18 protein-coding genes are annotated in these 23277 nt (G+C 41.9%); 12 read left to right on the forward strand and 6 right to left on the reverse strand.

The features are described from left to right. Positions 1 to 13: 13 nt before the first annotated feature. The 5 genes from ppa to C3007_RS09550 all read left to right on the forward strand — a co-directional run bounded on the left by ppa (position 14) and on the right by C3007_RS09550 (position 3745). Positions 14 to 541: an inorganic diphosphatase gene (ppa, locus tag C3007_RS09535; protein WP_103854223.1), complete on the forward strand. Its 528-nt coding sequence runs from the start codon at positions 14 to 16 to the stop codon at positions 539 to 541. Positions 542 to 612: 71 nt separating this feature from the next. Then, positions 613 to 1383 (forward strand): M48 family metallopeptidase, encoded by a 771-nt coding sequence (locus C3007_RS09540; protein WP_103854224.1) that lies wholly within the window; start codon positions 613 to 615, stop codon positions 1381 to 1383. 1376 nt (positions 1384 to 2759) lie between these two features. Then, positions 2760 to 3242, forward strand: a complete 483-nt coding sequence (locus C3007_RS09545) for a hypothetical protein (RefSeq protein ID WP_133505317.1) — start codon at positions 2760 to 2762, stop codon at positions 3240 to 3242. 21 nt (positions 3243 to 3263) lie between these two features. Next, complete coding sequence (locus C3007_RS11595) at positions 3264 to 3422, forward strand: hypothetical protein (RefSeq protein ID WP_165779982.1); 159 nt, start codon at positions 3264 to 3266, stop codon at positions 3420 to 3422. Between the two features lie 65 nt (positions 3423 to 3487). Further along, a complete protein-coding gene (locus C3007_RS09550; RefSeq protein ID WP_103854226.1) occupies positions 3488 to 3745 on the forward strand; it encodes a hypothetical protein in 258 nt (85 codons plus the stop codon). 377 nt (positions 3746 to 4122) lie between these two features. Here the strand turns inward: C3007_RS09550 and C3007_RS09555 are convergent, their stop codons facing one another. After that, positions 4123 to 4560, reverse strand: a complete 438-nt coding sequence (locus C3007_RS09555; protein ID WP_103854227.1) for a GNAT family N-acetyltransferase — start codon at positions 4558 to 4560, stop codon at positions 4123 to 4125. Between the two features lie 158 nt (positions 4561 to 4718). Here C3007_RS09555 and polA point away from each other — a divergent pair, with 158 nt between their 5' ends. Next, positions 4719 to 7583, forward strand: coding sequence for a DNA polymerase I (gene polA, locus C3007_RS09560; protein WP_103854228.1), 2865 nt, complete (start codon positions 4719 to 4721; stop codon positions 7581 to 7583). Between the two features lie 74 nt (positions 7584 to 7657). Here the strand turns inward: polA and C3007_RS09565 are convergent, their stop codons facing one another. Together C3007_RS09565 and C3007_RS09570 are read right to left on the reverse strand one after the other, a co-directional pair. After that, the gene (locus C3007_RS09565) at positions 7658 to 9442 is read right to left on the reverse strand and encodes a cation:proton antiporter (protein WP_103854229.1); all 1785 of its coding nucleotides are present in this window, start codon (positions 9440 to 9442) and stop codon (positions 7658 to 7660) included. A gap of 109 nt (positions 9443 to 9551) precedes the next feature. Next, positions 9552 to 11579: a BCCT family transporter gene (locus tag C3007_RS09570; RefSeq protein WP_103854230.1), complete on the reverse strand. Its 2028-nt coding sequence runs from the start codon at positions 11577 to 11579 to the stop codon at positions 9552 to 9554. A 443-nt stretch (positions 11580 to 12022) separates the two neighbouring features. Between C3007_RS09570 and copM the strand changes: the two genes are divergently transcribed. Next, entirely contained in the window at positions 12023 to 12373 is a 351-nt protein-coding gene (gene copM, locus C3007_RS09575; RefSeq protein ID WP_103854231.1) for a CopM family metallochaperone, read from the forward strand. Positions 12374 to 12533: 160 nt separating this feature from the next. Further along, positions 12534 to 13664, forward strand: a complete 1131-nt coding sequence (gene dprA / locus C3007_RS09580; RefSeq protein WP_103854232.1) for a DNA-processing protein DprA — start codon at positions 12534 to 12536, stop codon at positions 13662 to 13664. Positions 13665 to 13671: 7 nt separating this feature from the next. Here dprA and rsmD read toward each other — a convergent pair whose 3' ends face one another. Next, positions 13672 to 14283: a 16S rRNA (guanine(966)-N(2))-methyltransferase RsmD gene (gene rsmD, locus C3007_RS09585; protein ID WP_103854233.1), complete on the reverse strand. Its 612-nt coding sequence runs from the start codon at positions 14281 to 14283 to the stop codon at positions 13672 to 13674. A 158-nt stretch (positions 14284 to 14441) separates the two neighbouring features. On the opposite strand from rsmD, the gene ftsY reads away from it, so the two are divergent. Then, positions 14442 to 16001: a signal recognition particle-docking protein FtsY gene (gene ftsY, locus C3007_RS09590; protein WP_103854234.1), complete on the forward strand. Its 1560-nt coding sequence runs from the start codon at positions 14442 to 14444 to the stop codon at positions 15999 to 16001. 63 nt (positions 16002 to 16064) lie between these two features. Here ftsY and glpQ read toward each other — a convergent pair whose 3' ends face one another. After that, complete coding sequence (gene glpQ / locus C3007_RS09595) at positions 16065 to 17162, reverse strand: glycerophosphodiester phosphodiesterase (RefSeq protein WP_103854235.1); 1098 nt, start codon at positions 17160 to 17162, stop codon at positions 16065 to 16067. 93 nt (positions 17163 to 17255) lie between these two features. Further along, a complete protein-coding gene (gene glpT, locus C3007_RS09600; RefSeq protein ID WP_103854236.1) occupies positions 17256 to 18701 on the reverse strand; it encodes a glycerol-3-phosphate transporter in 1446 nt (481 codons plus the stop codon). A 284-nt stretch (positions 18702 to 18985) separates the two neighbouring features. Between glpT and glpA the strand changes: the two genes are divergently transcribed. The 3 genes from glpA to glpC are packed head-to-tail and all read left to right on the forward strand — an operon-like array spanning position 18986 to position 23257. Further along, positions 18986 to 20677, forward strand: coding sequence for an anaerobic glycerol-3-phosphate dehydrogenase subunit A (glpA, locus tag C3007_RS09605; RefSeq protein ID WP_103854237.1), 1692 nt, complete (start codon positions 18986 to 18988; stop codon positions 20675 to 20677). Beyond that, on the forward strand, positions 20667 to 21989 hold the full coding sequence (gene glpB, locus C3007_RS09610; protein ID WP_103854238.1) for a glycerol-3-phosphate dehydrogenase subunit GlpB: 1323 nt from the start codon (positions 20667 to 20669) through the stop codon (positions 21987 to 21989). The genes glpA and glpB overlap by 11 nt, the downstream gene beginning before the upstream one ends. After that, a complete protein-coding gene (gene glpC / locus C3007_RS09615; RefSeq protein WP_103854239.1) occupies positions 21989 to 23257 on the forward strand; it encodes an anaerobic glycerol-3-phosphate dehydrogenase subunit GlpC in 1269 nt (422 codons plus the stop codon). Before glpB ends, glpC begins: the two co-directional genes overlap by 1 nt. The last annotated feature ends 20 nt before the right edge of the window (positions 23258 to 23277 follow it).

Below are 23277 nucleotides of genomic sequence, written 5' to 3' on the forward strand. Positions count from 1 at the left end.
AAGGAAAGACCAAATGGGCTTAGAAATCGTTCCAGCAGGAAAAGAACTTCCTGATGATATTTATGTTGTTATTGAAATCCCAGCTAATTCAGATCCAATCAAATATGAAGTGGATAAAGAAACTGGGACATTATTCGTTGATCGCTTTATGGCAACCGCAATGTTCTACCCAGCGAACTATGGTTACATTAACCACACCTTATCTTTAGATGGCGATCCTGTTGATGTATTAGTCCCAACTCCTTATCCATTACAACCAGGTTCTGTGATCCGTTGTCGCCCAGTGGGTGTGTTAAAAATGACGGACGAATCAGGTCAAGATGCGAAAGTGATCGCTGTGCCACACACAAAATTAAGCAAAGAATACGATCACATTAAAGATGTTGGCGATTTACCAGCTTTATTAAAAGCCCAAATCCAACACTTCTTTGAAAGCTACAAAGCTCTTGAAGCAGGTAAATGGGTGAAAGTTGATGGTTGGGAAGGTGTTGAAGCCGCTCGTCAAGAGATTTTAGAGTCTTTTGAGCGCGCGAAAAAATAATTTTTCCTTTACTTTTAATACCGCCTTTTCGTAGGGCGGTATTTTTCTATGTGTAAACTTAAGGAGTGAAAATGTTAAAAACCTTGAAAAAAATCACTGCACTTTCTGTATTGGCATTAATGCTCAATGCCTGTGCGGATTCTGCGAGCATTAACCAACAGGCCGCAGCAAATTACCGCCAAACGGTGAATCAAGCACAACAGCAAGGGGCTGTGGATAGCACTTCCACCACCGCAAAACGCATTCATAAAGTCTTTAACAAAATGTACCCTTATGCGAATCAAGAAAACCACACAGGGCAACCGTTCAACTGGCAAATTACGGTGATTAAATCCGATGAGCTAAACGCGTGGGCAATGCCAGGCGGAAAAATGGCATTTTATACCGGACTAGTGAATAAATTGCAGCTCAGTGATGATGAAATCGCTACTGTAATGGGACACGAAATGGCGCACGCACTCAAAGAACACGGAAAGAAAAAAGTAAATATGGGAGCATTTACCAATGTTGTCGCACAAGTAGCTCACGTTGCACTTTCCACTCAAATTGGTTCAGAAGGTAGCGGACTTATTATCGGAATTACCAAAGACTGGGCGCTCGATAAACCTTATTCCCGCAGTGCGGAAACCGAAGCCGATGAAGTAGGCTTATTATTAATGGCAAAAGCGGGCTACAACCCAGAAGCCGCACCTAGATTATGGGAAAAAATGCAAAAAGCATCATCTGGTTCACAAGGTGTACTTGCCGCACTTTCTTCCACTCACCCAAGTGATAAAGATCGCCAACAAAATCTCCTTCGCCTAATGCCAGAGGCAGTGGCGATTTATAAAACGAGTAAGTGATTAGCAGCTGTGCTAGATAACGCCGAAAATCCCCATTTAGCTTAGAATAACCCTATAAGAAAAGGTCGTCTAAATACTCAATAAAAAACAAACTCATTAAACTGTTTATAGTGGGTTACTACCTGAATCGCTAACGGGTTGGTTAACGTAAACAAAACTCAGCCACTTATTACTTCCCATCGCTTAGCAAAGACAAACGAGGGAGGAGTGATGCAGCTGGGAAAATAACAAAATTGAGAATTTCTGGAAGCAAGCAAAACACCATTGAGACAAATTTGAGATATTCCTCAAACGAATTTTGAGTTGTCTTTAAAGAATAGTAAATAGTGTTTTAATCACAGTAATATAAAGTCTCAAATAAGGAGAACCTTTTAATAATAAAGGTTCTCTTCTTTTTCACAAATGAGGAATATCCTACTTTGTTTATTAATAAGAGAACTGGTATTCCTGATTTTTATTCAATATTATTGATTACAGTATTAAACCTTTCTCTCAAGAATTAAGGATTCGTACGTAGCAATAAATACTACTAACTTCATCAGCAAAATTATTTCTTCATCAAAGCCTCCCAACACCAAAATATTTTCCAAACCTTACTAAATATTATGTTTGTGTTGCAACTGATAGGGCAAATTCCAATACATCTAGAAATAAATCTTTTCTTGTCAAGTGGGAAGAGAATGTCCAAAAATGGAAAGAATTTGCTAGGTCACAAGGTCGTTTAACAGAGTTTGAATTTTAGGCGAAATTTTGAGTTATCTGATTTACTATAAAAGCCAGAAAATGCAGGTAAAAAATTCTTTTTGTTTAATGAAAATGAATTATCTGACACATGGTGTCAACAATACAACTAAAAAGCCAATTAATATTGAAAATATATTCAAAATAAAGATGACTACATTCAATTGCTAAATACAGAACAAGAAAAAACTTATATAGTAGAGCTATAGTTTTGATAGAGGTATATGGGAAGCGATAAGTGTATTATTGCCAGAAAAATTTAATTTTTAAATATTTGAAGTGGTTGACTTCTCAAAAGATTGATTTTGGTTTGAAATTATTGCAGAGAATATTTTCTGGATAAAATTCCAAATCAATATACAAAAACCACAATACTTTCTAAAAAAACAATCAATATTTTAATCAAGTAAATTAGATCAATGCTTTATATCAACTCGCTACCGAAATTGACCATCCACTAAATATAAGATATTTACATGGCAAACTTCATTCTTTATCTTTAGCAGATAGAGAGGCAATATGGACAAATTTTATTTCTTTGGAAGCTGATCAATGTCCAGAAATTAAGGCTATTATCTTGGTATCATAAATAAAATGGTCAGAAAAATATTGAATATGAAACGCTATTGTTGGGTGTGATCGCTGTAAGCTGGTTATTCACTTCTGCTGACAGACAGAGTAGAAAAAATTATATCAATACACGTGCTAACTTATTTTGTAATATATTAGAAATCGCATTTGAATTGTTTAAAGAATTTAATATAATTGATGATTATTATGTGATGGAGGGTATTTTATCAGCAATTCATGGCGCAGCTGTTTATTCGGAGAGCTTAGGTCATTTAAAGGAGCTTGCATTAGAGATAGACAATCAAATATTTAATAAATCTGAAGCAAAAGAAATTTACCCCAATGTTTTGGTTCGTGATTATGCACGACATATTATTGAATACTCTCTGCAAAAAGATGACTACTTACCCGATGATATTCAATTAATCAAAGCAAGAATAACGCCACCGTACAAAAGCTCTTTTCCTGAAGTAACGTATTTTCTCAATACACAAATCAAGAACAGTGTAAAACAAATCATTATTTTATTATTCAAGATAATGAGGTGATTGATAATTGGGTACAGAAGAATGAATGATGTTCCTGACATTAGTAGTTTATTGGAATTGACGATAGATGGTGAAAAATGGCTTGTTTTAGAAAGAAATGATGATTTCCGTGAGCTTCAAAAATTTGGAAAAAAAGAAACTGTGATATTCAACAGTGGTTACAAATACGTAGTTATTTAGTTAAAGAGTATTAATATTCAAAAGCAAAAACATGGCTGAAACAACAAGATGTTATGGGAAGATGGATGTCAGAAGGTAATGAATATTATGAAATTGATATTAATCAATTCTTTAATAAAAATACTTTGAGTGAATGGCAAGAAATTTCTAGATATGGAGAGCTTAAACAAGCTTCATTTAAAGTGATACCTAGTGTAGACTCCCATATTTGGGAAGCTACTTATGGTAATAATGGTATTTCATTTTATGCGCCCACCCCAATAATTTATCATGGGATGAGAATGCGAAATTGCATTAAAGATGGTTATTGGATTGACCTGTGAGATAATTTAATCTATTTTAATCCTCAGATCAATGACAAATTCCAAAAAAGTATACTAATTAGAAAGGATAAATTCTTGAGTTTTCTAAAAGATAATAAATTGGTGTAAATTAAGTATTATACTCTTGCTAATTAGGAAAATGGTTAGGCGTTGGCTGGATTATCTGCTCAAACAGTTTACCAATTTTATTGGCTCAGCCCAGTCTATTATTTTATTGTTTTCAAGATTTAAAATTGTTGGCTAGATATTCTGAATGGTCGCAATGTTAATTTCTGAACTGATGACTATTTCTTAGTCAGCTCCATTACTTACAAAAACACACCTATTCAAGTCATTGGGGATTAGCTTCATAGTCCATTAGGATGTATACACTTTTTTCACTTCCCCATCACCAAAATTGGATACGGATTCCCCTGTTCGTCCAACTCGTGACGTTCCACCGTTTGAAAGCCCATATGCTGATAAAAGCCCACCGCTTGCGGGTTTTGTTCATTGACGGTTAGGCTATTCACTCCCAATTCCGTGATGCCGTGTTGTAATAAGGTTTTGCCGATGCTTTTGCCGCGTTGTTCAGGGGCGATGAAAAGCATTTCTAATTTTGTGCCGTTGATACCCATAAAGCCGATGATTTCACCGTCTTTTTCCGCCAATAATAAATGCTCCACGCCTTTGAGGGCTTCTGGCACATAGGGGCGAATGGCGGCGATTTCTTCCTTAGATAAGAAGTGATGAGTGGCTTCCACGCTGACTTGCCAGAGATTCAGCAAGTGGTCTAAGGGCAAGGTTTCGCGGTCTGTTACGGTGATGATATTCATAGTTTGTGCTTAACTTTTCTGCGTTCAATGAATTAATTCGGGGGATTATAATGGGGTGCGTTGTGTATTGTCAGCTTATTCTTGCAAAATTTTTCAAAATCCCACCGCACTTTCCGCTATAATATCCCCCATTTTTCATCACAGTTATCGAGAATCTTATGGCTAAAATTGCAGAAAATCCGCTTGTGTTAGTTGACGGATCGTCTTATTTGTATCGTGCGTTTCACGCGTTTCCACCGCTCACCAACTCCCTTGGCGAGCCAACGGGGGCGATGTATGGCGTGTTGAATATGCTGAAAAGTTTGATTGCGCAGGTGCAGCCGAGCCATATTGCGGTGGTGTTTGATGCCAAAGGGAAAACCTTCCGTGATGAATTATTTGAGCAATATAAATCGCACCGTCCGCCGATGCCTGATGATTTGCGCAAGCAAATTCAGCCCTTGCACGCCATTATCAAAGCCCTTGGCATTCCGCTTTTATCCATTGAAGGGGTGGAAGCGGACGATGTTATCGGCACGCTTGCGGTGCAGGCTTCTCAGGCAGGCCAAAAAGTGTTGATTAGCACGGGCGATAAGGATATGGCGCAGTTGGTGGACGATAACATTATGCTCATCAACACAATGAATAACAGCCTGCTGGATCGCGAGGGCGTGATTGAAAAATATGGTATTCCGCCTGAATTGATCATTGATTATTTAGCCTTAATGGGCGACAGTGCGGACAATATCCCCGGTGTGGCTGGCGTGGGCGAAAAAACCGCGCTTGGGCTTTTGCAAGGCATTGGCAGTATGGCTGAGATTTATGCCAATTTGGAAAAGGTGGCGGAGCTGCCTATTCGTGGCGCGAAAAAATTAGGCGAAAAATTGCTTGCCGCCAAAGCTGATGCTGATTTGTCTTACATTCTTGCGACCATCAAAACCGATGTGCCCTTAGCGGTGAAGCCAGAAGAACTCACGCTTGGGCAAAATCAGCGCGATGAATTAGTGGAATATTTCGCGCGCTATGAGTTTAAGCGCTGGCTAAATGAAGTGATGGACGGCGAAAGCGGTTTAACCAAAGGGGATTTGCAAAGCGCTAAATTTGCCACGCCGACAGCACAAAATGAAACGGCGACAAAAAGTGCGGTGAAAAATTCGGTAAAAATCGACCGCACTTTGTATGAAACCGTGGATAGCCAAGCCAAGCTCGATGAATGGCTGAATAAAATTCAGCACGCCAAACTCATTGCAGTGGATACGGAAACCGATAATTTAGATGTAATGCAAGCGAACTTGGTGGGCATTTCTTTTGCCTTAGAAAATGGCGAAGCCTGCTATATCCCCCTTGATCATTTGTACGAAGTGGCGCGTGAAAGTCAATCGCAAGGGGATTTATTCGGCAGCGCAGACGCAACGGAAACCTATTTTGAACGTGTGCCTAGCCAGTTAGACAAGCAGCAATGTTTGGCAGCACTCAAGCCTTTATTGGAAAATCCGCAGATTGAAAAAGTGGGACAAAATATCAAATACGATCTCACCGTGTTCGCCAATCACGGCATTGCGCTGCAAGGCGTGCGTTTCGACACCATGTTGGAATCCTATGTGCTAAACAGCACAGGGCGACACAATATGGACGAGCTTGCCAAACGCCATTTAGATCATCAAACCATTGAATTTGAAGCCATTGCTGGCAAGGGCAAAAAGCAGCTCACTTTTGATAAAATTGCTATCGAACAAGCTAGTGAATATGCCGCGGAAGATGCGGACATCACAATGAAATTGCACCAAACTCTATGGTCAGAATTGGCACAAACGGAAAGTTTGGTGAAGTTATTTGATGACATCGAAATGCCGTTAGTGGGCGTGTTATCACGCATTGAACGCAACGGGGTGTTGGTGGACAGCCAAACCTTGCTCGCACAATCGCAAGAAATTAGCGAAAAATTGACCGCACTTGAAAGCCAAGTGCATCAGGCGGCAGGGGAAAATTTCAACCTTGCGTCCACCAAACAATTACAAGAAATCCTGTTTGAAAAGCTTGGTTTACCGATTATTGCCAAAACGCCAAAAGGCGCGCCTTCCACCAATGAAGAAGTGCTGGAAGAGTTGGCGCAACAAGGGCATATTGTGCCGAAATTGCTTATTGAACACCGTGGTTTAGCGAAGTTGAAATCCACTTATACGGACAAACTTCCGCTGATGATTAATCCACGCACGGGGCGGATTCACACCTCTTATCATCAAGCGGTAACAGCAACGGGGCGACTTTCGTCTAGCGATCCAAACTTGCAGAATATCCCTATTCGTAATGAAGAGGGACGCCGCATTCGCCAAGCCTTTATTGCGCGCGAAGGGTATAAAATTATCGCGGCGGATTATTCTCAAATCGAACTGCGCATAATGGCGCATTTATCGCAAGATCAAGGCTTGATTAGTGCATTCCAGCAAGGCAAAGATATTCACCGTTCCACCGCTGCAGAGATTTTTGGCGTGCCACTTGATGAGGTTACCAGCGAACAACGCCGCAGTGCGAAAGCCATTAACTTTGGACTTATTTATGGAATGAGCGCCTTTGGGCTTTCTCGCCAGCTTGGTATTCCCCGTGGTGATGCACAAAAATATATGGATTTGTACTTCCAACGCTACCCTGGTGTGCAAACCTTTATGACCGATATTCGCGAAAAAGCCAAACAGCAAGGCTATGTGGAAACCTTGTTCGGACGCCGTTTGTATTTGCCTGAGATTCAATCGAGCAACGCAATGCGCAGAAAAGGCGCAGAGCGTGTGGCGATCAACGCTCCAATGCAAGGCACGGCGGCGGATATTATTAAACGTGCGATGATCACCATTGACAGCGCCATTGCACAAGATCCGAATATCGCAATGATTATGCAGGTTCACGATGAATTGGTGTTTGAAGTGAACGCAGCGCAGATTGCCCATTACAGCGATCTCATTCAATCCCTAATGGAAAATGCCGCAGAGCTTGTTGTGCCGTTGATTGTGGATGTGGGCGTGGGTAATAACTGGGACGAAGCCCATTAATTCGCATTGATAAGCGTGCAATCAGAAAAACAAAGTGCGGTGAAAAATTTCCATTTTTTCCACCGCACTTATTTTTATGCGCTTTTCGCCGTTTCTTCTTCCGCTACTAACGCTACAATACGGCAGTTAGTTGGGATCGTTTGTTCATCATTGATAATAGAAATAAAGCCTTTATCATCAATGGTATAGAGCGGGACAAATTGTTTGTTGGTGGTTTTGTAATCTTGATAAGTGTAGCTATCAGTAAGATTGGTTACCTTAACGCGTGCATTTTTCGCCAGCATACTGGCTAATTTTGCGTAAGTTACATTTTTACCGAAAAGCCAGTTGGAACGGTAGTTGTCTTGAATATCATAACGTTCCGTTGGATTGTTATCATCGCTGAAACGAATGCGGTAAATGTTTTCTTTATCAAATTCGTGGCGATAATGAATTTCCGACAAGGTGTTGAGTTCTTTGTCCGTACTAATAGCGAACATATTGCCCAACCCGATAAGATCTAAATGCCCATCGGCGTGGGTGGAAACTGGGTTGCCGTAGTAAGTGCGCAACCCCAACATTCTGGCTTTCGCTACTTCGTTATAATGGCGGCTTGCCACCAATACGTCCACATTTTGATCTTTTAAGGATTTCGCAATGGCTAGCGCTACAGGGTTTGAACCAATAATCAACACGCCTTTGTACACCGATTCTTGCACATTCAACAATTTTGCAATGGTTTTTGCCCCTAAGCCTTGAATTAGCACTGTACCAATAATAATCGTGAATACTAACGGCACGAGCAATTCCACACCTTGAATTTGGGTTTCTTGCAATTTAATTGCGAACAGAGAAGAAATGGCTGCGGCGACAATCCCGCGCGGGCCAATCCAACTAATCATCAACTTTTCATTTAAGGTTAAACTTGAGCCAATAGACGAAAACCAAATAGCAAGTGGACGAGCGATAAACATTGCTACGAATAACAGCAAAATACCTGCCATTCCTACGCCGACCAAATGTGCTAAATTCACTCGTGCGGCAAGAATAATAAACAAGGTGGAAATCAGCAAAACGGTCAGGGATTCTTTAAATTCTAAAATATGATCTTTCGGGAAGCCTTTCCAGTTCGCCAACGCCACGCCTAGCACGGTAACCGTTAATAACCCTGATTCGTGGGCGAAATGGTTTGACGCAGTGAATAACAGCAAAATGTAAGCAAGCACGAACACGTTGCGCAAATATTCAGGGATCATATGGCGTTTAATCAGATTAGCCAGCAACCACGCACCAGCCATTCCAATCACGCCTGCTACGGCAATGATTTTGGCAAAGGTGCCGATTTCACTGGCTTGCCCGCCTGAAATGATGTATTCATACACCAACACCACGGCGATCGCACCGATGGGGTCAATGATAATACCTTCCCATTTGAGAATATTAGCGATGTTACTGTTGGGGCGAACGCTGCGCAACAATGGCACAATCACCGTTGGCCCAGTTACGCACACCAATGTACCGAACAGCAAGGCGATACGCCAATCCACATCAAATAGGAAATAAGTGGCAACAGAAATCACGCTGACGGTGATGAGCATTCCGAGCGAAACCAAAAGCTGTACCACCTTGCCGTGTTGTTTTATTTCGTCAAACTCCAGCGTGAGCGCCCCTTCAAAAAGAATCACGGCAACGCCAAGGGAAATAAACGGAAAGAGCAAATCGCCTAAAATCACATCGGGATTAAACAAGTTCAGCACAGGACCGACAATAATCCCAATCAGCAATAAAAATAAAATTGAGGGCTGTTTCAAATACCAAGCGAGCCATTGCGCCACAATCCCTAAGCCCACAATGGCAGATAAAATAAATGCGGTATCCATAAGTTCTCCATAAACATCAAAAGCGAGAAAAGCTCGCGTAAAAAGTGCGGTGCAAAATTCTATCATTTTTTTGACCGCACTTTGTTTTTATTCATTGCTATCGCTTAAATTATTCCGCCAGCTCCGTTTGCTCGTGCGACATTAGCTCTTGCCCCACGTCTTCTAGCAAGCTGAGATAGCGTTCATATTGACGCAACATATCGGCGATGAGTTCGTTACGTGTCATATATTGCACATCATAGCCCGTACGACCGTCAGCGAAGTAAGTCATCGGCTGGTAGGTTACGGAATGCTGAATATGCGGGAGGTTTTCATCATCAACCAACTGCGAGGCAATTTCGTGGCTTACGGATTTCACTCCATACATAAAATCACGCATTGATTCTTTCTTGATGATAAGCTCAACGCTTGGTTCGTCAGAATCCAAGGCTTGCGCCACCTCCACGTTCAAATTATGCACATTAACCAATTCTTGACGCAACTCGCGCATCGCAGGCAAAGCAGTGCGGTTAAGGAATTTTAAAATATCCTTTTCTTGCGTTTGATTAAGCATTTGCCCCAAACGCTCTCGCCATTTTTCCCCTGTCCATAACAGGCTGGTTGGGGTAACTTTGGCGGCGAAATATTTTTGATCCGCGTTCAAGCCTTTCCATAAACTCACGCACATCACCAACATTAGCATTGCAAAAGGAAGCGCGACCAATAAAGTCATTGTTTGCAACGTGCCTAAACCGCCCTCACGCATTAACACAATAGCTAATACCATCATCACCGCACCCCACATTATGGCTTGCCAACGCGGTGCGGAAAGGCTTTTATCGCGCGATGCCATATTATTCAGCACATAAATGCCGGAATCTGCTGACGTGATGAAAAAGAGTGAAATAATCACTAAGGCTAAGGTGCCAGTAAGGGCAGAGAGCGGTAAATAATCTAAGAATTTAAACAATAATTTTTCTGGCGCAGAAGTAAATTCGTGCAATGCGCCGTTGGCAACGTTTAATTCTAACCAAATCGCACTGTCACCGAACACGGTAAACCATAGAATACTGAATAAACTTGGCACGGCTAGCACGCCGAAGATAAATTCACGAATGGTGCGACCACGGGAAATACGCGCGATAAACAAGCCCACAAACGGCGCCCAAGAACACCACCACGCCCAATAAAGCACCGTCCAGCCCGTAAACCACGAGGTGTTTTCTGTTTCGTAAGCATAGGTTTTAAAACTTAAACGCACTAAATTGCTTAAATAAATACCAATGTTATCGCTGAATGTGGTTAATAAGTAAAGCGTTGGGCCTGTAACTAAAATAAACAGCATCAAGGTTAAGGCTAAACCTAGATTGATTTCGCTGAGTAATTTCACCCCTTTGCCCACCCCTGAAATGGCGGAAAACACAGCAATGGACATCACCACAACGATGATAATAGTTTGTAAGCCGAAGCTATTTTCTTGCACCACGCCAAGTTCCGTTAGCCCCGCACCAAGCTGCGCAGCCCCAAAACCAAGGGTGGTGATAATCCCGAATAGGGTGGCGACTAACGCCATAATATCAATCACATCGCCAATCTTGCCGTTAATACGATCTTTCAATAAAGGATAAAAGCAAGAACGCAACGCCAACGGCAATTTATAGCGGAAGCCAAAATAAGCGAGTGCTAAGGCGATCACCCCATACACTGCCCAAGCGTGAATGCCCCAGTGGAAAAAGGTGTGCAACAAGGCTTCTTGCTGTTTATGTTCGGGCGATCCTGTGGTGATGGCGGAAAAATAATGGGTGAGCGGTTCAGCCACGCCGAAGAACATTAACCCTACCCCCATTCCTGCAGCGAACAGCATTGCCAACCAAGAAAGGAAAGAAAATTCAGGTTCTTCTTCATTCGTTCCGAGCTTAATGTTACCCAAGCTACTAACCGACAACACAAATAAGAAACAAAGAAAAATGGAAAAGGCTAAAATATAAAACCAGCTAAAATTCGCAAACACGCCCGCTTTCGCCCAGTTTAAAAGTGCGGTGGTTTTTTCTGGTAAAATTAACGTTGCAGTGAGCAACAAAATAACCAGTAATAAAGTTGCCCCTATAACAAAGGGGTTAAACGATGATCTTTTATGAATAAAAGCAGAAAAAGACACAACAATGATTCTCCTTTAAGTTAATGTTTTGTGCACATATCAATCTCAACAAATAAATTGAAATAGCCGCTAAATAGCTCGCTTAAATAAAGAATACAAAACAAATTGATGAATGAAATTGCTTCAAATTTGAGCTAAAAAAGACGTTCATTACACCTTTCTTAGCAATAAACGTTTATGCAACGCATTGAGTTGTACATCACAGTACAAAAAGACGAAAAAATCATACTTTCTCGATATGAAATTCTCAAAAACAGATAGATTATAGCATAAAATATCGAGGATTGACAGGCCTTATTATTTTCACTTATATATCAATAAGATAACTATAAATTTATCAAAGAAATGTATAAGAAGAAGTTTTGCTTTTTTTCTTGACCTTACCCTAAGGGTAAGGTTTATTATTTTGGCTCATTTAATCATACAAAAATAAGGTACTCACAATGAAAAAAGCACTATTGATTTTAATCGGTTTAGTTTCTAGCACTGCGATGGCTGAAATGCAACATCATCACACTGCACATCAACCTAATGCAATGCAAAGTGAATTAATGGCAAGTATGTCTGCAATGCACGCGGATATGGAAAAAGGAATGCAATATCAAGATGCTGATGTCGCGTTCGCGGCCAGTATGCTGCCACATCACGAAGGTGCTGTGAAAATGGCTGAGATAGAATTGAAATATGGCAAAGATCCTGAGTTACGTCAGCTAGCAGAAAATATCATCAAAGCACAACAGAGTGAAATCCAATTTATGCAACAGTGGTTGGAAAAACATCAGGCTAAACCATAATGCTGAAATAACGCCCTCAACTCAAGGGCGTTATTACTTTTCTAATTCCCCAAATATGAATTAAATTCTCGATCACTGTCGCAAAACGCAAACAAAGTTTACTTTCCTTCTTCCCTTTCTTTTAAGCTACTCCTCTATTTTGCCAATTTCTAAAATATCAATGCTAAAAAACGAGATCTTACTCCGCTTATTACAAGTGCCAAAACTTGGCGCGAATACAATTCAAAAAATACTGGCTGAAATTAGCCCTGAACAGCTTTTAGACTATGACTCGATTGCTTTCAAACAAATGGGGTGGGCGGGAAAACAAATTCAGCGCTGGTTTAATCCTGAGCGTAAATTTATCGATCCTGCGTTAGATTGGGCGCAAAGTGCGGGCAATTTTTTGCTTAATTTTACTGAGCAAGATTATCCTTATTTGTTAAAACAAATTCCGTCAGCGCCGCCGCTGTTATTTTTACAAGGAAATTTAACCGCACTTTCGCAGCCACAAATTGCCATTGTGGGCAGCCGTTATTGCTCTAATTATGGGGAATATTGGGCGAAGTTTTTTGCCCAAGAATTAAATCAGGCAGGTTTTGTCATTACCAGTGGCTTGGCGCTAGGCATTGACGGCTTTTGTCATCAAGCAGTGGTAGCGCAAAAAGGGCAGACTATTGCCGTATTAGGCAGTGGACTGAATGCGGTTTATCCCTCTAAACACCGTGGTTTAGCGCAACAAATTATTGAGAATAATGGGGCATTGGTTTCTGAATTTTTGCCCAACCAACCGCCCGTGGCAGAAAATTTTCCACGCCGCAATCGTATTATCAGCGGACTTTCTCTTGGCACATTGATCATCGAAGCCACAGAACGAAGTGGCTCATTAATCACTGCACGCTACGCCCTTGAGCAAAACCGAGAAATCTTTGCGCTCCCCGGTAATATCCAAAATGGCTTTAGTGAAGGCTGCCATAAATTGATTAAACAAGGCGCTACACTGGTGGAAAACGTGCAGGATATTGTGGATAATCTGCCGAATTATGGCTATTCCACATCATTTTATGCACAGCCAAAACAGCAAGCGCTCCCATTTGATCCAGCTAGTTCCCAAACTAAAAGAGTTACCCCACAACAAGCTGAGCCGCCAAGCCACCCCGAACTTTACGCCCAACTTAGCCATATTGCCATCAGCCTTGACGAGCTTTCCGCCCGCTTATCTTTGCCCATTGATGCACTACTTACACAATTATTAAGTTTGGAATTGCAAGGTTTGGTGGTGAGCGAAAATGGCTTATATCGAAGGAGTTAAAGAAGTATTATTCGCCCAGCAAATATTGATACAACCGATAACTCACTTGCCCGGTGGTTTTTTCTTTTAATATTTGCCAATTATCAGGCAGGCTTAGAGTTTTGTTTTTTTCCGTTTCCACATAAATTAGCGCATTGGGCTTAAGCCAATTAAATTTAATCAGCAAATCAACGGCTTGCTGTGCGAGATCAAAATGAAAAGGCGGATCGAGAAACACCAAGTCAAACACGGGTTCTTGCTCTGGTTGCTGTAAATAATGCAAGCTATCTTGGTTAATCACACGTCCTTGCTGTGGCGTACATTTTAGCTGTTGTAGATTTTGCGTGAGTTGCTTTGCCACCTGCTTATTGAGTTCTAAAAAGGTTACTTGCTTAGCTTGGCGTGAAAGGGCTTCTAACCCCAATGAACCACTGCCAGCAAAACAATCTAAACAAGTCGCGTCCACAATATAAGGCATCAGCCAGTTAAATAGCGTTTCTTTCACCCGATCACCTGTTGGACGCAAGCCTTCCGCATTCAGCACAGGCAATTTCCGCCCACGCCAAAGCCCCGCAATAATACGGACTTCACCTTTTGCCAGATTAGTATGTTGCTTGCGTGTCGCAGGATTTTTTTTCATAGGGATTCGCCAAATTATGATAAACTATGCAAACTTTTCGCTGAACTTAATGCCCATTTTCAGCCGACTTTTGCATTCGGTAACAGAATAAAATTAGGTGGCATAGTTTAGTATAAAATTCAGAAAATCAGTAATTTTTTCATAATAGCGAGTAATTTATGGCAGAAAAAAATAAAAAAGGTGGTTTTTGGTCTTGGTTTGGATTAGGAAAAAAGAAAGAAGAAACATCGAACCAAGCTGAGGTACAAGAAACAGAAACTGTAGAGCAAACAGACCTTCCGCAAGAACAAAGTGCGGTGGAAAATTCTGACGTTTTAGCACAAGAAACAGAAATTGTAGAGCAAGCCGAGCTTCCGCAAGAGCCAAGTGCGGTGGAAAATCCAGAAGTTTTAGTACAAGAAACAGAGATCGCCGAGCAAACAGAACTACCGCAAGAACCAAGTGCGGTAGAAAATCCAGAAGTTTTAGTGCAAGAAACAGAAATCACCGAGCAAACGGAACTTCCGCAAGAGCAAAGAGCGGTAGAAAATACTGATGTTTTAGCGCAAGAAACAGAAATTACCGAGCAAGCAGAGCTTCCGCAAGAACCAAGTGCGGTGGAAAATCCAGAAGTTTTAGTGCAAGAAACAGAAATCATAGAGCAAGCAGAACTTCCGCAAGAACCAAGCTCGGTGGAAAATCCCGAAGTTTTAGCACAAGAAACAGAAATTGTAGAGCAAACAGAACTTCCGCAAGAATTAAGTGCGGCAGAAAATCCAGAAGTTTCAACGCAAGAAAAACCAAGCGAAGGCGGCTTTTTTAGCCGTTTGGTGAGAGGTTTAATTCGTACCAAACAAAATATCGGTTCGAGCTTTTTCGGGCTATTTTCGGGCAAAAAAATTGATGATGATCTGTTTGAAGAATTAGAAGAACAGTTGCTCATCGCTGATATTGGTATGCCAACAACTACGAAAATTATCAATAACTTAACGCAGCACGCCAGCCGCAAGCAGCTAAAAGATGCGGATTTACTGTATCAACAATTAAAATTAGAACTCGCAGAGATTATCAAGCCTGTGGCGCAGCCTTTAGAAATTGATACCAGCAAAAAGCCTTATGTGATTTTGATGGTGGGCGTCAATGGCGTAGGGAAAACCACCACCATTGGTAAACTCGCACGCCAATTCCAAATGCAAGGTAAATCGGTGATGTTGGCGGCTGGCGATACTTTCCGTGCCGCCGCGGTGGAGCAGCTTCAAGTGTGGGGAGAGCGTAATAATATTCCTGTGGTGGCACAAAGCACGGGAGCAGATTCTGCTTCGGTGATCTATGATGCAATGCAATCGGCGGCTGCGCGTAATATTGATATTTTGATTGCCGATACCGCAGGGCGTCTGCAAAATAAAAATAATTTAATGGACGAGCTGAAAAAAATCGTTCGTGTAATGAAAAAATACGATGAAACTGCGCCGCACGAAATTATGCTTACCCTTGATGCGGGCACTGGGCAAAACGCCATTAGCCAAGCCAAATTATTCAATGAAGCAGTGGGCTTAACAGGAATTAGCTTAACCAAATTAGACGGCACAGCCAAAGGCGGCGTGATTTTCGCCATCGCCGATCAATTCAAATTACCGATTCGTTATATTGGTATCGGCGAAAAAATTGAAGATCTGCGTCCATTCCAAGCAGAAGAATTTATTGAGGCGTTGTTTAATACTGAAACAGAACATCATTAACTAAAAAAAATCGGAAAGTTACCTTTCCGATTTTTTATTTTAACTTTCATAAGTAATTCAAACTTACTTCTCTTTCCCCAAAAACTCCACCGCGGTATCCGGGAAATCGGTGAAAATGCCTGTTGCGCCGGCTTGGTTTAATAGGGCATCGTACATTTGGTTTACGTTAGTAAAAAATGTTGGTAAGGCATCTTTGCGTACGGTGTAAGGGTGTAATTCCATATTGTATTTTTTCAATTCTTGCACAAGTGGGGTGTAAACCACTTTGTCTTTTGTAGATTGATCTTTATCGATCAACATATACCAACCCGGCCCTACGCCGTCTGCATATTTTGCTACTTCTGCCATTGCGCCATCTTTGAACATCCAGCCATAATCATAGTTTACCCATTCACCCTGCGGATTTTTTTCTTCCGTTTCGTGCCAATCGGTGTAAGCCACAAGTTGAACTAATTTCAGATCCATACCTAATTGTGGCAACAATTCTGTTTTGATGCGTTTAAGTTCATTAAAATCAAAGGTTTGCAAATAAACGCGGTCAGATTTTTGGATATAACCATATTTTTTCAGCACTTCTAAGGTCGCTTTAGCAATGTCCTTACCTTCTTTATGGTGTAGCCAAGGCGCTTTGATTTCAGGATAAATCCCAATTTTTTTCCCTGTGGATTTTTCTAGCCCTTGAATAAATTCAATTTCATCTTCAAAAGTGTGAATTTTGAAATGGGATTTCCACATTGGAAAACGATCTGGATAAACCTGAACTTGTTTGCCATCTTTCACTTCAAAATTTTCTGTCATATTCAAAGATTGAATTTCTGCAAGGGTGAAATCTACCACATAATAACGTCCGTCTTCCCGTTTACGGTCTGGGAATTTTTTGGCAACATCCGTTAATCCATCTAAGAAATGGTCGTGAATGACAATAAGATGATCGTCTTTTGTCATCACTAAATCTTGCTCTAAATAATCCGCTTTTTGTCCAAAGGCAAGGGCTTTACTTTCTAGCGTATGCTCGGGTAAGTAACCACTTGCACCACGGTGAGCGATAACAAGTTTTTCATTATTATTCATTGTTGGCATTGCGTTTGCTGCTTGCACACAAGTGAACGCTAAGGTGGATAAGGCAACAACTTGAGCTAATTTTTTTAATTTGAATGTCATAAGAACTCCTTTTATTAAAGTGCGGTGATTTTTCACCAAATTTTTGCGAATAAAAAAGGAAGGGCATTGCTGCACTTCCTTTCTAATTATTCACTATTTACCGTAGTGATCGCCTAATGTGGCTTTATGTTTTGCTTCTTGAATAGTTACGATTAAGAGTAACAATACTGCCAAGATACCGCCAGTGATCATTACATAGAAACCACCGTCCCAGCCGTAGTATTCCGCAGCCCAACCCACAACGGCTGAAGCGGAAACGGTACCACCGAGATAACCAAATAAGCCTGTGAAACCTGCTGCTGTACCTGCGGCTTTCTTCGGTGCAAGTTCAAGAGCGTGTAAACCAATCAACATTACTGGACCATAAATTAAGAAACCGATAGTGGTCATTAAGATAAAGTCAGTTAATTGATATGGGTTTTCATACCAAGCTTTGCCTGCATATTGCGCAAGTTCAGATTCTGGTGTTGCTGGGTTTAACCATAATGCTACTACCGCAATGGTGGTTAAGATCATAAAGATGAAACCAGTTAAACCACGTTTACCTTTAAATAAGTGATCGGATACCCAACCACAGATAAGCGTTCCTGGAATCGCCGCTAATTCATAAATGGTATAAGCCCACGCTGTACCTTTGATATTGAAGTGTTTTACTTCACCCAAATACACTGGCGACCATTTTAATACACCATAACGAATGAGATAAACGAACACGTTAGCAATGGCGATGTACCATAACAATTTGTTTTTTAAGACATAAGTAACGAAAATATCTTTGGTGCTGAGATCGTTTTCGTAGGTTTTTTCGTTGTAATCATCTGGGTAATCATTACGCCATTTTTCAATGGCTGGTAAACCGCAAGATTGTGGTGTATCTTTCATTACAAAGAATACAGGGATCGCCGCAAGCATTGCCGCAATACCTGGATAGTAAAGCGCTTGTTGCCATACATCTTTTGCGGTGGCTTGCACGCCGTGTTCACTGAAATAAATCGCACTGGCTAATAACACCATTGCGCCCGGCACCATTCCCCCGAGATTGTGTGCGGTATTCCAGATAGACACGATTGTTCCGCGTTCATTTTTTGACCACCAGTGTACCATTGTACGTCCGCACGGTGGCCACCCCATACCTTGGAACCAACCATTAAGGAAAATCATCACAAACATCACTAAAATGCCTGATGTCGCCCAAGGCATTAAGCCCATTAGGGTCATACATAAACCTGACAGCAACAAACCACAAGGCAAGAAAACTTTCGGATTTGAGCGGTCAGAAATACTCGCCATAAAGAATTTTGATAAGCCATAGGCTAAACCTGCACCAGTCCCGATAATACCCAGTTCAGCTTTGTTATAAAGCCCTGCTTCAATCAACCCTTTTTGTGCTAAATCGAAATTGGCACGCACGAAATAATACGCGGCGTAACCAAAGAAGATCCCTGCAAACACTTGCCAACGTAAGCGTTTATAAGTGGAATCAATTTTCTCTTTTGGCAGCTCCGCAATATGGGGAGCTGGTTTAAACGGTCCAAACATAGAAATTCTCCAAGTTGTTATTTTTTATAGATGAAAGACGTTCTTTTACGAACATTTCCAACATATCATAGCGAGAAAATAAAAAACGAAAAGCAGATAAAGTTTAAGATGTGATGTTTATCACAAAAAAATAACAAAAACTTTTCAATGACGGATAAATAGTGATCTACCTCACATAATTTAATACAAATTCGCTCATTTTATTTTCTAAAACGAACATTTATCGTATGATAGAGCTGTTAATCTTATCTTTTTATTTACAAATTTAATGTGGGGGAAAAGCGATGAAAAAATCACCGCACTTTTATCAAAATGCACAGGACTTTTCGCCTATTAATACAGACGTAATCATCATTGGCGGCGGGGCTACGGGTGCAGGTATTGCACGAGATTGTGCGTTGCGTGGCATTAATTGTGTGTTATTGGAACGCCGTGATATTGCCACAGGGGCAACGGGGCGTAACCACGGGCTGTTGCACAGTGGCGCCCGTTATGCGGTGAATGATGAAGAATCTGCGCGCGAATGTATCCAAGAAAATCTCATTTTAAAAAATATCGCGCGCCATTGTATTGAAGACACCAAAGGGCTATTTATCACGCTGCCTGAAGATGATTTGGCCTATCAAAAAACCTTTCTTACCGCTTGCGATAATGCTGGTATTGAAGCGGTGGCGATTGAACCTGATTTAGCCAGACGCTTAGAGCCTTCGGTCAATCCGAATTTAGTGGGCGCGGTGGTGGTGCCTGACGGTGCTATCGATCCGTTTCGCTTAACCGCGGCAAATATGCTTGATGCCAGTGAAAATGGGGCGAAAATTTTTACCTATTGCGAAGTAAAAGGGCTAATCCGCGAGGGCGATCGCGTAATTGGAACAAAAGTTTACGATCATAAAAATAAAGTAGAACGTTTGTTTTTCGCTCCTGTTGTGGTGAATGCTGGCGGAATTTGGGGACAAGGTATTGCCGAATATGCGGATCTTAAAATCCGAATGTTCCCCGCTAAAGGGGCGTTGCTGATTATGGGGCATCGCATTAATAATTTGGTGATTAACCGTTGTCGCAAGCCTGCCGATGCGGATATTCTCGTGCCAGGGGATACCATTTGTGTGATCGGCACAACCTCGAGCCGTATTCCTTATGATCAAATTGATAATATGGTGGTAACGCCAGAAGAAGTGGATATTTTATTCCGTGAAGGGGAAAAACTCGCCCCTTCCCTACGTCATACCCGCGTGCTGCGTGCTTATGCTGGGGTACGCCCACTGGTTGCCACTGATGATGATCCCTCAGGGCGAAATGTGAGCCGTGGCATTGTGTTGCTGGATCACGCTGAGCGTGATGGTTTAGAGGGCTTCGTTACCATCACAGGTGGGAAATTAATGACCTATCGCCTAATGGCGGAATGGGCAACAGATTTGGTGTGCAAAAAACTCAATAAATCCGCCACTTGTACCACCGCGAGCCAACCTTTACCGGGTTCAGGCGCAACACAAGAAGAAACCTACAAACAAATTATTTCACTGCCAACACCAATTAAAATTTCTGCGGTATATCGCCACGGCCAGCGCGCCACCAAATTGCTCGATCAAGAACGCTTAGATCGTTCCTTGGTTTGTGAATGTGAAGCGGTGAGCGCAGGGGAAATTCGTTATGCCGTTGATGAACTCAAGGTGAATAATTTGGTGGATTTACGCCGCCGTACCCGTGTAGGAATGGGAACCTGCCAAGCGGAACTTTGCGCCTGTCGTGCAGCAGGCTTAATGGCACGCTTTAATGTTGCCACACCACGCCAATCCACCACTCAACTAGCATCTTTTATGGAAGAACGTTGGCGCGGCATTCAGCCTATTGCGTGGGGAGAAGCGGTGCGCGAAGCAGAGTTTACCAGCTGGATTTATTACAGTTTACTCGGTTTAAATGATGTTAAACCACTTGATGAACAAGCCACACAGGGGACAGATAGCAATGAAATTTGATGTAATTATTATCGGCGGTGGCTTAGCAGGCTTAACCTGCGCCATTGCGCTGCAACAACAAGGCAAACAGTGCGCAATTGTCAATAATGGGCAAGCGGCAATGGATTTTTCCTCTGGCTCATTAGATTTACTTAGTCAGCTACCAAACGGAAGTGATGTGGAAAAAAGTGCGGCAGAAAATAGTGCGGTGGAAAATTTCGCTGAAATTTACCCGCACTTTGCCAAGCTGCTGCCGCACCACCCTTATACATTGTTAGGCAAAGAACAGGTACTCGCCAAGGCCGAGCGCTTTGAGCAATTAGCCCAATCACTCAATTTGGATCTGCTTGGTTCAAGCAAAGAAAATCATTTCCGTGTTACCCCACTGGGTGGCTTGCGCCGTACTTGGTTATCTGCCAACAGCGTGCCAACCTTGCCGTTATCACAAATGGAATTTCCCCATAAACGCATTGCGGTGCTAGGCATTGAAGGCTATCACGATTTCCAGCCGCAATTATTGGCGGATAACCTAAAACAAAATCCGCAATTTGCCCATTGCGAAGTTAAAATCGGCTACCTGCATATTCCACAGCTAGACCAACTGCGCAACAACGCACGGGAATTTCGTAGCGTCAATATTTCCCAAGTACTGGAGCATAAACTGGCGTTCGGCGAGTTAGTGCGAGAGATCCAACAAGCCGCAGGAAACGCAAGTGCGGTGTTTTTACCCGCCTGTTTTGGAATGAGCGACAATCATTTCTTCAACAGCCTCAAACAGGCGACAGGGCTAAATTTATTTGAACTACCAACACTACCGCCTTCTTTACTGGGAATGCGTCAGCGAAAAGCCCTGCGAGATCATTTTGAAAAGTTGGGCGGTGTAATGCTCAATGGCGACAAAGCCTTGCGTGCAGAAATTGTCGATCACCAAGTGAAAGCCCTTTACACGCAATTACATCAAGATGATGCGCTTTATGCTGAGCATTTTGTGCTGGCTTCGGGGCATTATTTTAGCTCAGGCATTGTGGCCGATTTCGATCGCATTTTAGAGCCGATTTTTGATTTAGATATTATCGGCTATGGCGATTTTGACAATGACAAGCGCCTTTCTTGGACGAAAGATCGTTTCTCTGCACCACAGCCTTATCAAAGTGCGGGGGTAAAAATTAACGAAAAATGCCAAGTACAAAAGCGCGGTGAGATTTTAACTAATTTATACGCCGTAGGCTCGGTTATTGGCGGTTACAATAATTTAGAACTCGGTTGTAGCTCCGGCGTAGCGGTAGTTACCGCGCTCACCGTGGCAGAACAGATTCTTGCAGGGGGCAAATAATGAACATTCAACAATTAATCGAAAACGCAAAACAAAACGCCACCTTGCCACCAAGCCATCAATATGTGGATAACAGTTTTGAAAGCTGCATAAAATGTACGGCTTGTACGGCGGTTTGCCCCGTATCAAAACAAAACCCGCTCTACCCCGGCCCAAAACAAGCTGGCCCAGATGGGGAACGTTTTCGCCTAAAAAGTGCCGTCTTTTATGATGAAGCACTGAAATATTGCACCAACTGCAAACGCTGTGAAGTGGCTTGTCCTTCTGATGTAAAAATTGGGGATTTGATCGTTCGTGCGCGTAATAACCATTTGAAAGAGCAGAAAAAATCGCTCATTCATAAATTACGCGATGCGGTGCTAAGTAACACCGACATAATGGGCAAACTCAACACGCCTTTTGCCCCAGTGGTGAACACCATTACAGGCTTGAAAGCGACAAAATTCCTACTGGAAAAAACCTTGCAAGTTAGCCAGCATCGCAGCCTGCCGAAATATTCCTTCGGCTCATTCCGTCAATGGTATAAAAATAATGCCCTTGAGCGTCAGCTTTATTACAAAGACAAAGTGGCGTACTATCACGGTTGTTATGTGAATTATAATAATCCACAACTCGGTAAGGATTTAATCAAAGTTTTCAACGCCTTAGATATTGGCGTAATGTTGCTAGAGAAAGAAAAATGTTGCGGCTTGCCATTAAGCGTGAACGGATTTCCAAAACGTGCTAGACAACTCGCCGAATTTAACCTTGCTCAGCTAAAAAATACCATTATTAATCAAGAGCTTGATGTGGTTGGCACCTCATCTAGCTGTACAATGAATTTGCGTGATGAATATCATCATATTTTAGGTATGGATAACGCCAAAGTGCGTCCGCATATCAATATTGTAACCAAATATTTATATCAGCTATTCCAACGCCAAAATTCACCGCAGTTTAAATCAATGCCGTTAAAAGTGGCGTATCACACCGCTTGCCACGTTGATAAAGCAGGTTGGGCGCCTTATACGCTTGTGCTACTAAAACTGATTCCTGATTTAGAGGTGGTAATGCTACCAAGTCAATGTTGTGGTATCGCAGGCACTTACGGCTTTAAAGCAGAAAACTATGAAGTTTCTCAAGCCATTGGTAAAACCCTGTTTGAGCATATTGAAGAAGGCCAATTTGATTTTGTGATTTCAGAGTGCGAAACCTGCAAATGGCAAATTGATATGTCCACCAGCCTAACCTGCCTGCACCCGATCACGTTGTTGGCGAAGGCGATTTAATCTTCACGCCAGTGATAAAA

It is taken from the genome of Avibacterium gallinarum, assembly GCF_002921135.1.
Taxonomy (GTDB): Bacteria; Pseudomonadota; Gammaproteobacteria; order Enterobacterales; family Pasteurellaceae; genus Avibacterium; species Avibacterium gallinarum.

What these genes read in the sequence shown, in the direction of transcription:
- ppa (WP_103854223.1), top strand. Translation starts at nt 14, where the DNA reads ATGGGCTTAGAAATCGTTCCAGCAGGAAAAGAACTTCCTGATGATATT.
- C3007_RS09540 (WP_103854224.1), top strand. Translation starts at nt 613, where the DNA reads ATGTTAAAAACCTTGAAAAAAATCACTGCACTTTCTGTATTGGCATTA.
- C3007_RS11595 (WP_165779982.1), top strand. Translation starts at nt 3,264, where the DNA reads ATGAATGATGTTCCTGACATTAGTAGTTTATTGGAATTGACGATAGAT.
- C3007_RS09550 (WP_103854226.1), top strand. Translation starts at nt 3,488, where the DNA reads ATGTCAGAAGGTAATGAATATTATGAAATTGATATTAATCAATTCTTT.
- C3007_RS09555 (WP_103854227.1), bottom strand. Translation starts at nt 4,560, where the DNA reads ATGAATATCATCACCGTAACAGACCGCGAAACCTTGCCCTTAGACCAC.
- polA (WP_103854228.1), top strand. Translation starts at nt 4,719, where the DNA reads ATGGCTAAAATTGCAGAAAATCCGCTTGTGTTAGTTGACGGATCGTCT.
- C3007_RS09565 (WP_103854229.1), bottom strand. Translation starts at nt 9,442, where the DNA reads ATGGATACCGCATTTATTTTATCTGCCATTGTGGGCTTAGGGATTGTG.
- copM (WP_103854231.1), top strand. Translation starts at nt 12,023, where the DNA reads ATGAAAAAAGCACTATTGATTTTAATCGGTTTAGTTTCTAGCACTGCG.
- dprA (WP_103854232.1), top strand. Translation starts at nt 12,534, where the DNA reads ATGCTAAAAAACGAGATCTTACTCCGCTTATTACAAGTGCCAAAACTT.
- rsmD (WP_103854233.1), bottom strand. Translation starts at nt 14,283, where the DNA reads ATGAAAAAAAATCCTGCGACACGCAAGCAACATACTAATCTGGCAAAA.
- ftsY (WP_103854234.1), top strand. Translation starts at nt 14,442, where the DNA reads ATGGCAGAAAAAAATAAAAAAGGTGGTTTTTGGTCTTGGTTTGGATTA.
- glpQ (WP_103854235.1), bottom strand. Translation starts at nt 17,162, where the DNA reads ATGACATTCAAATTAAAAAAATTAGCTCAAGTTGTTGCCTTATCCACC.
- glpT (WP_103854236.1), bottom strand. Translation starts at nt 18,701, where the DNA reads ATGTTTGGACCGTTTAAACCAGCTCCCCATATTGCGGAGCTGCCAAAA.
- glpA (WP_103854237.1), top strand. Translation starts at nt 18,986, where the DNA reads ATGAAAAAATCACCGCACTTTTATCAAAATGCACAGGACTTTTCGCCT.
- glpB (WP_103854238.1), top strand. Translation starts at nt 20,667, where the DNA reads ATGAAATTTGATGTAATTATTATCGGCGGTGGCTTAGCAGGCTTAACC.
- glpC (WP_103854239.1), top strand. Translation starts at nt 21,989, where the DNA reads ATGAACATTCAACAATTAATCGAAAACGCAAAACAAAACGCCACCTTG.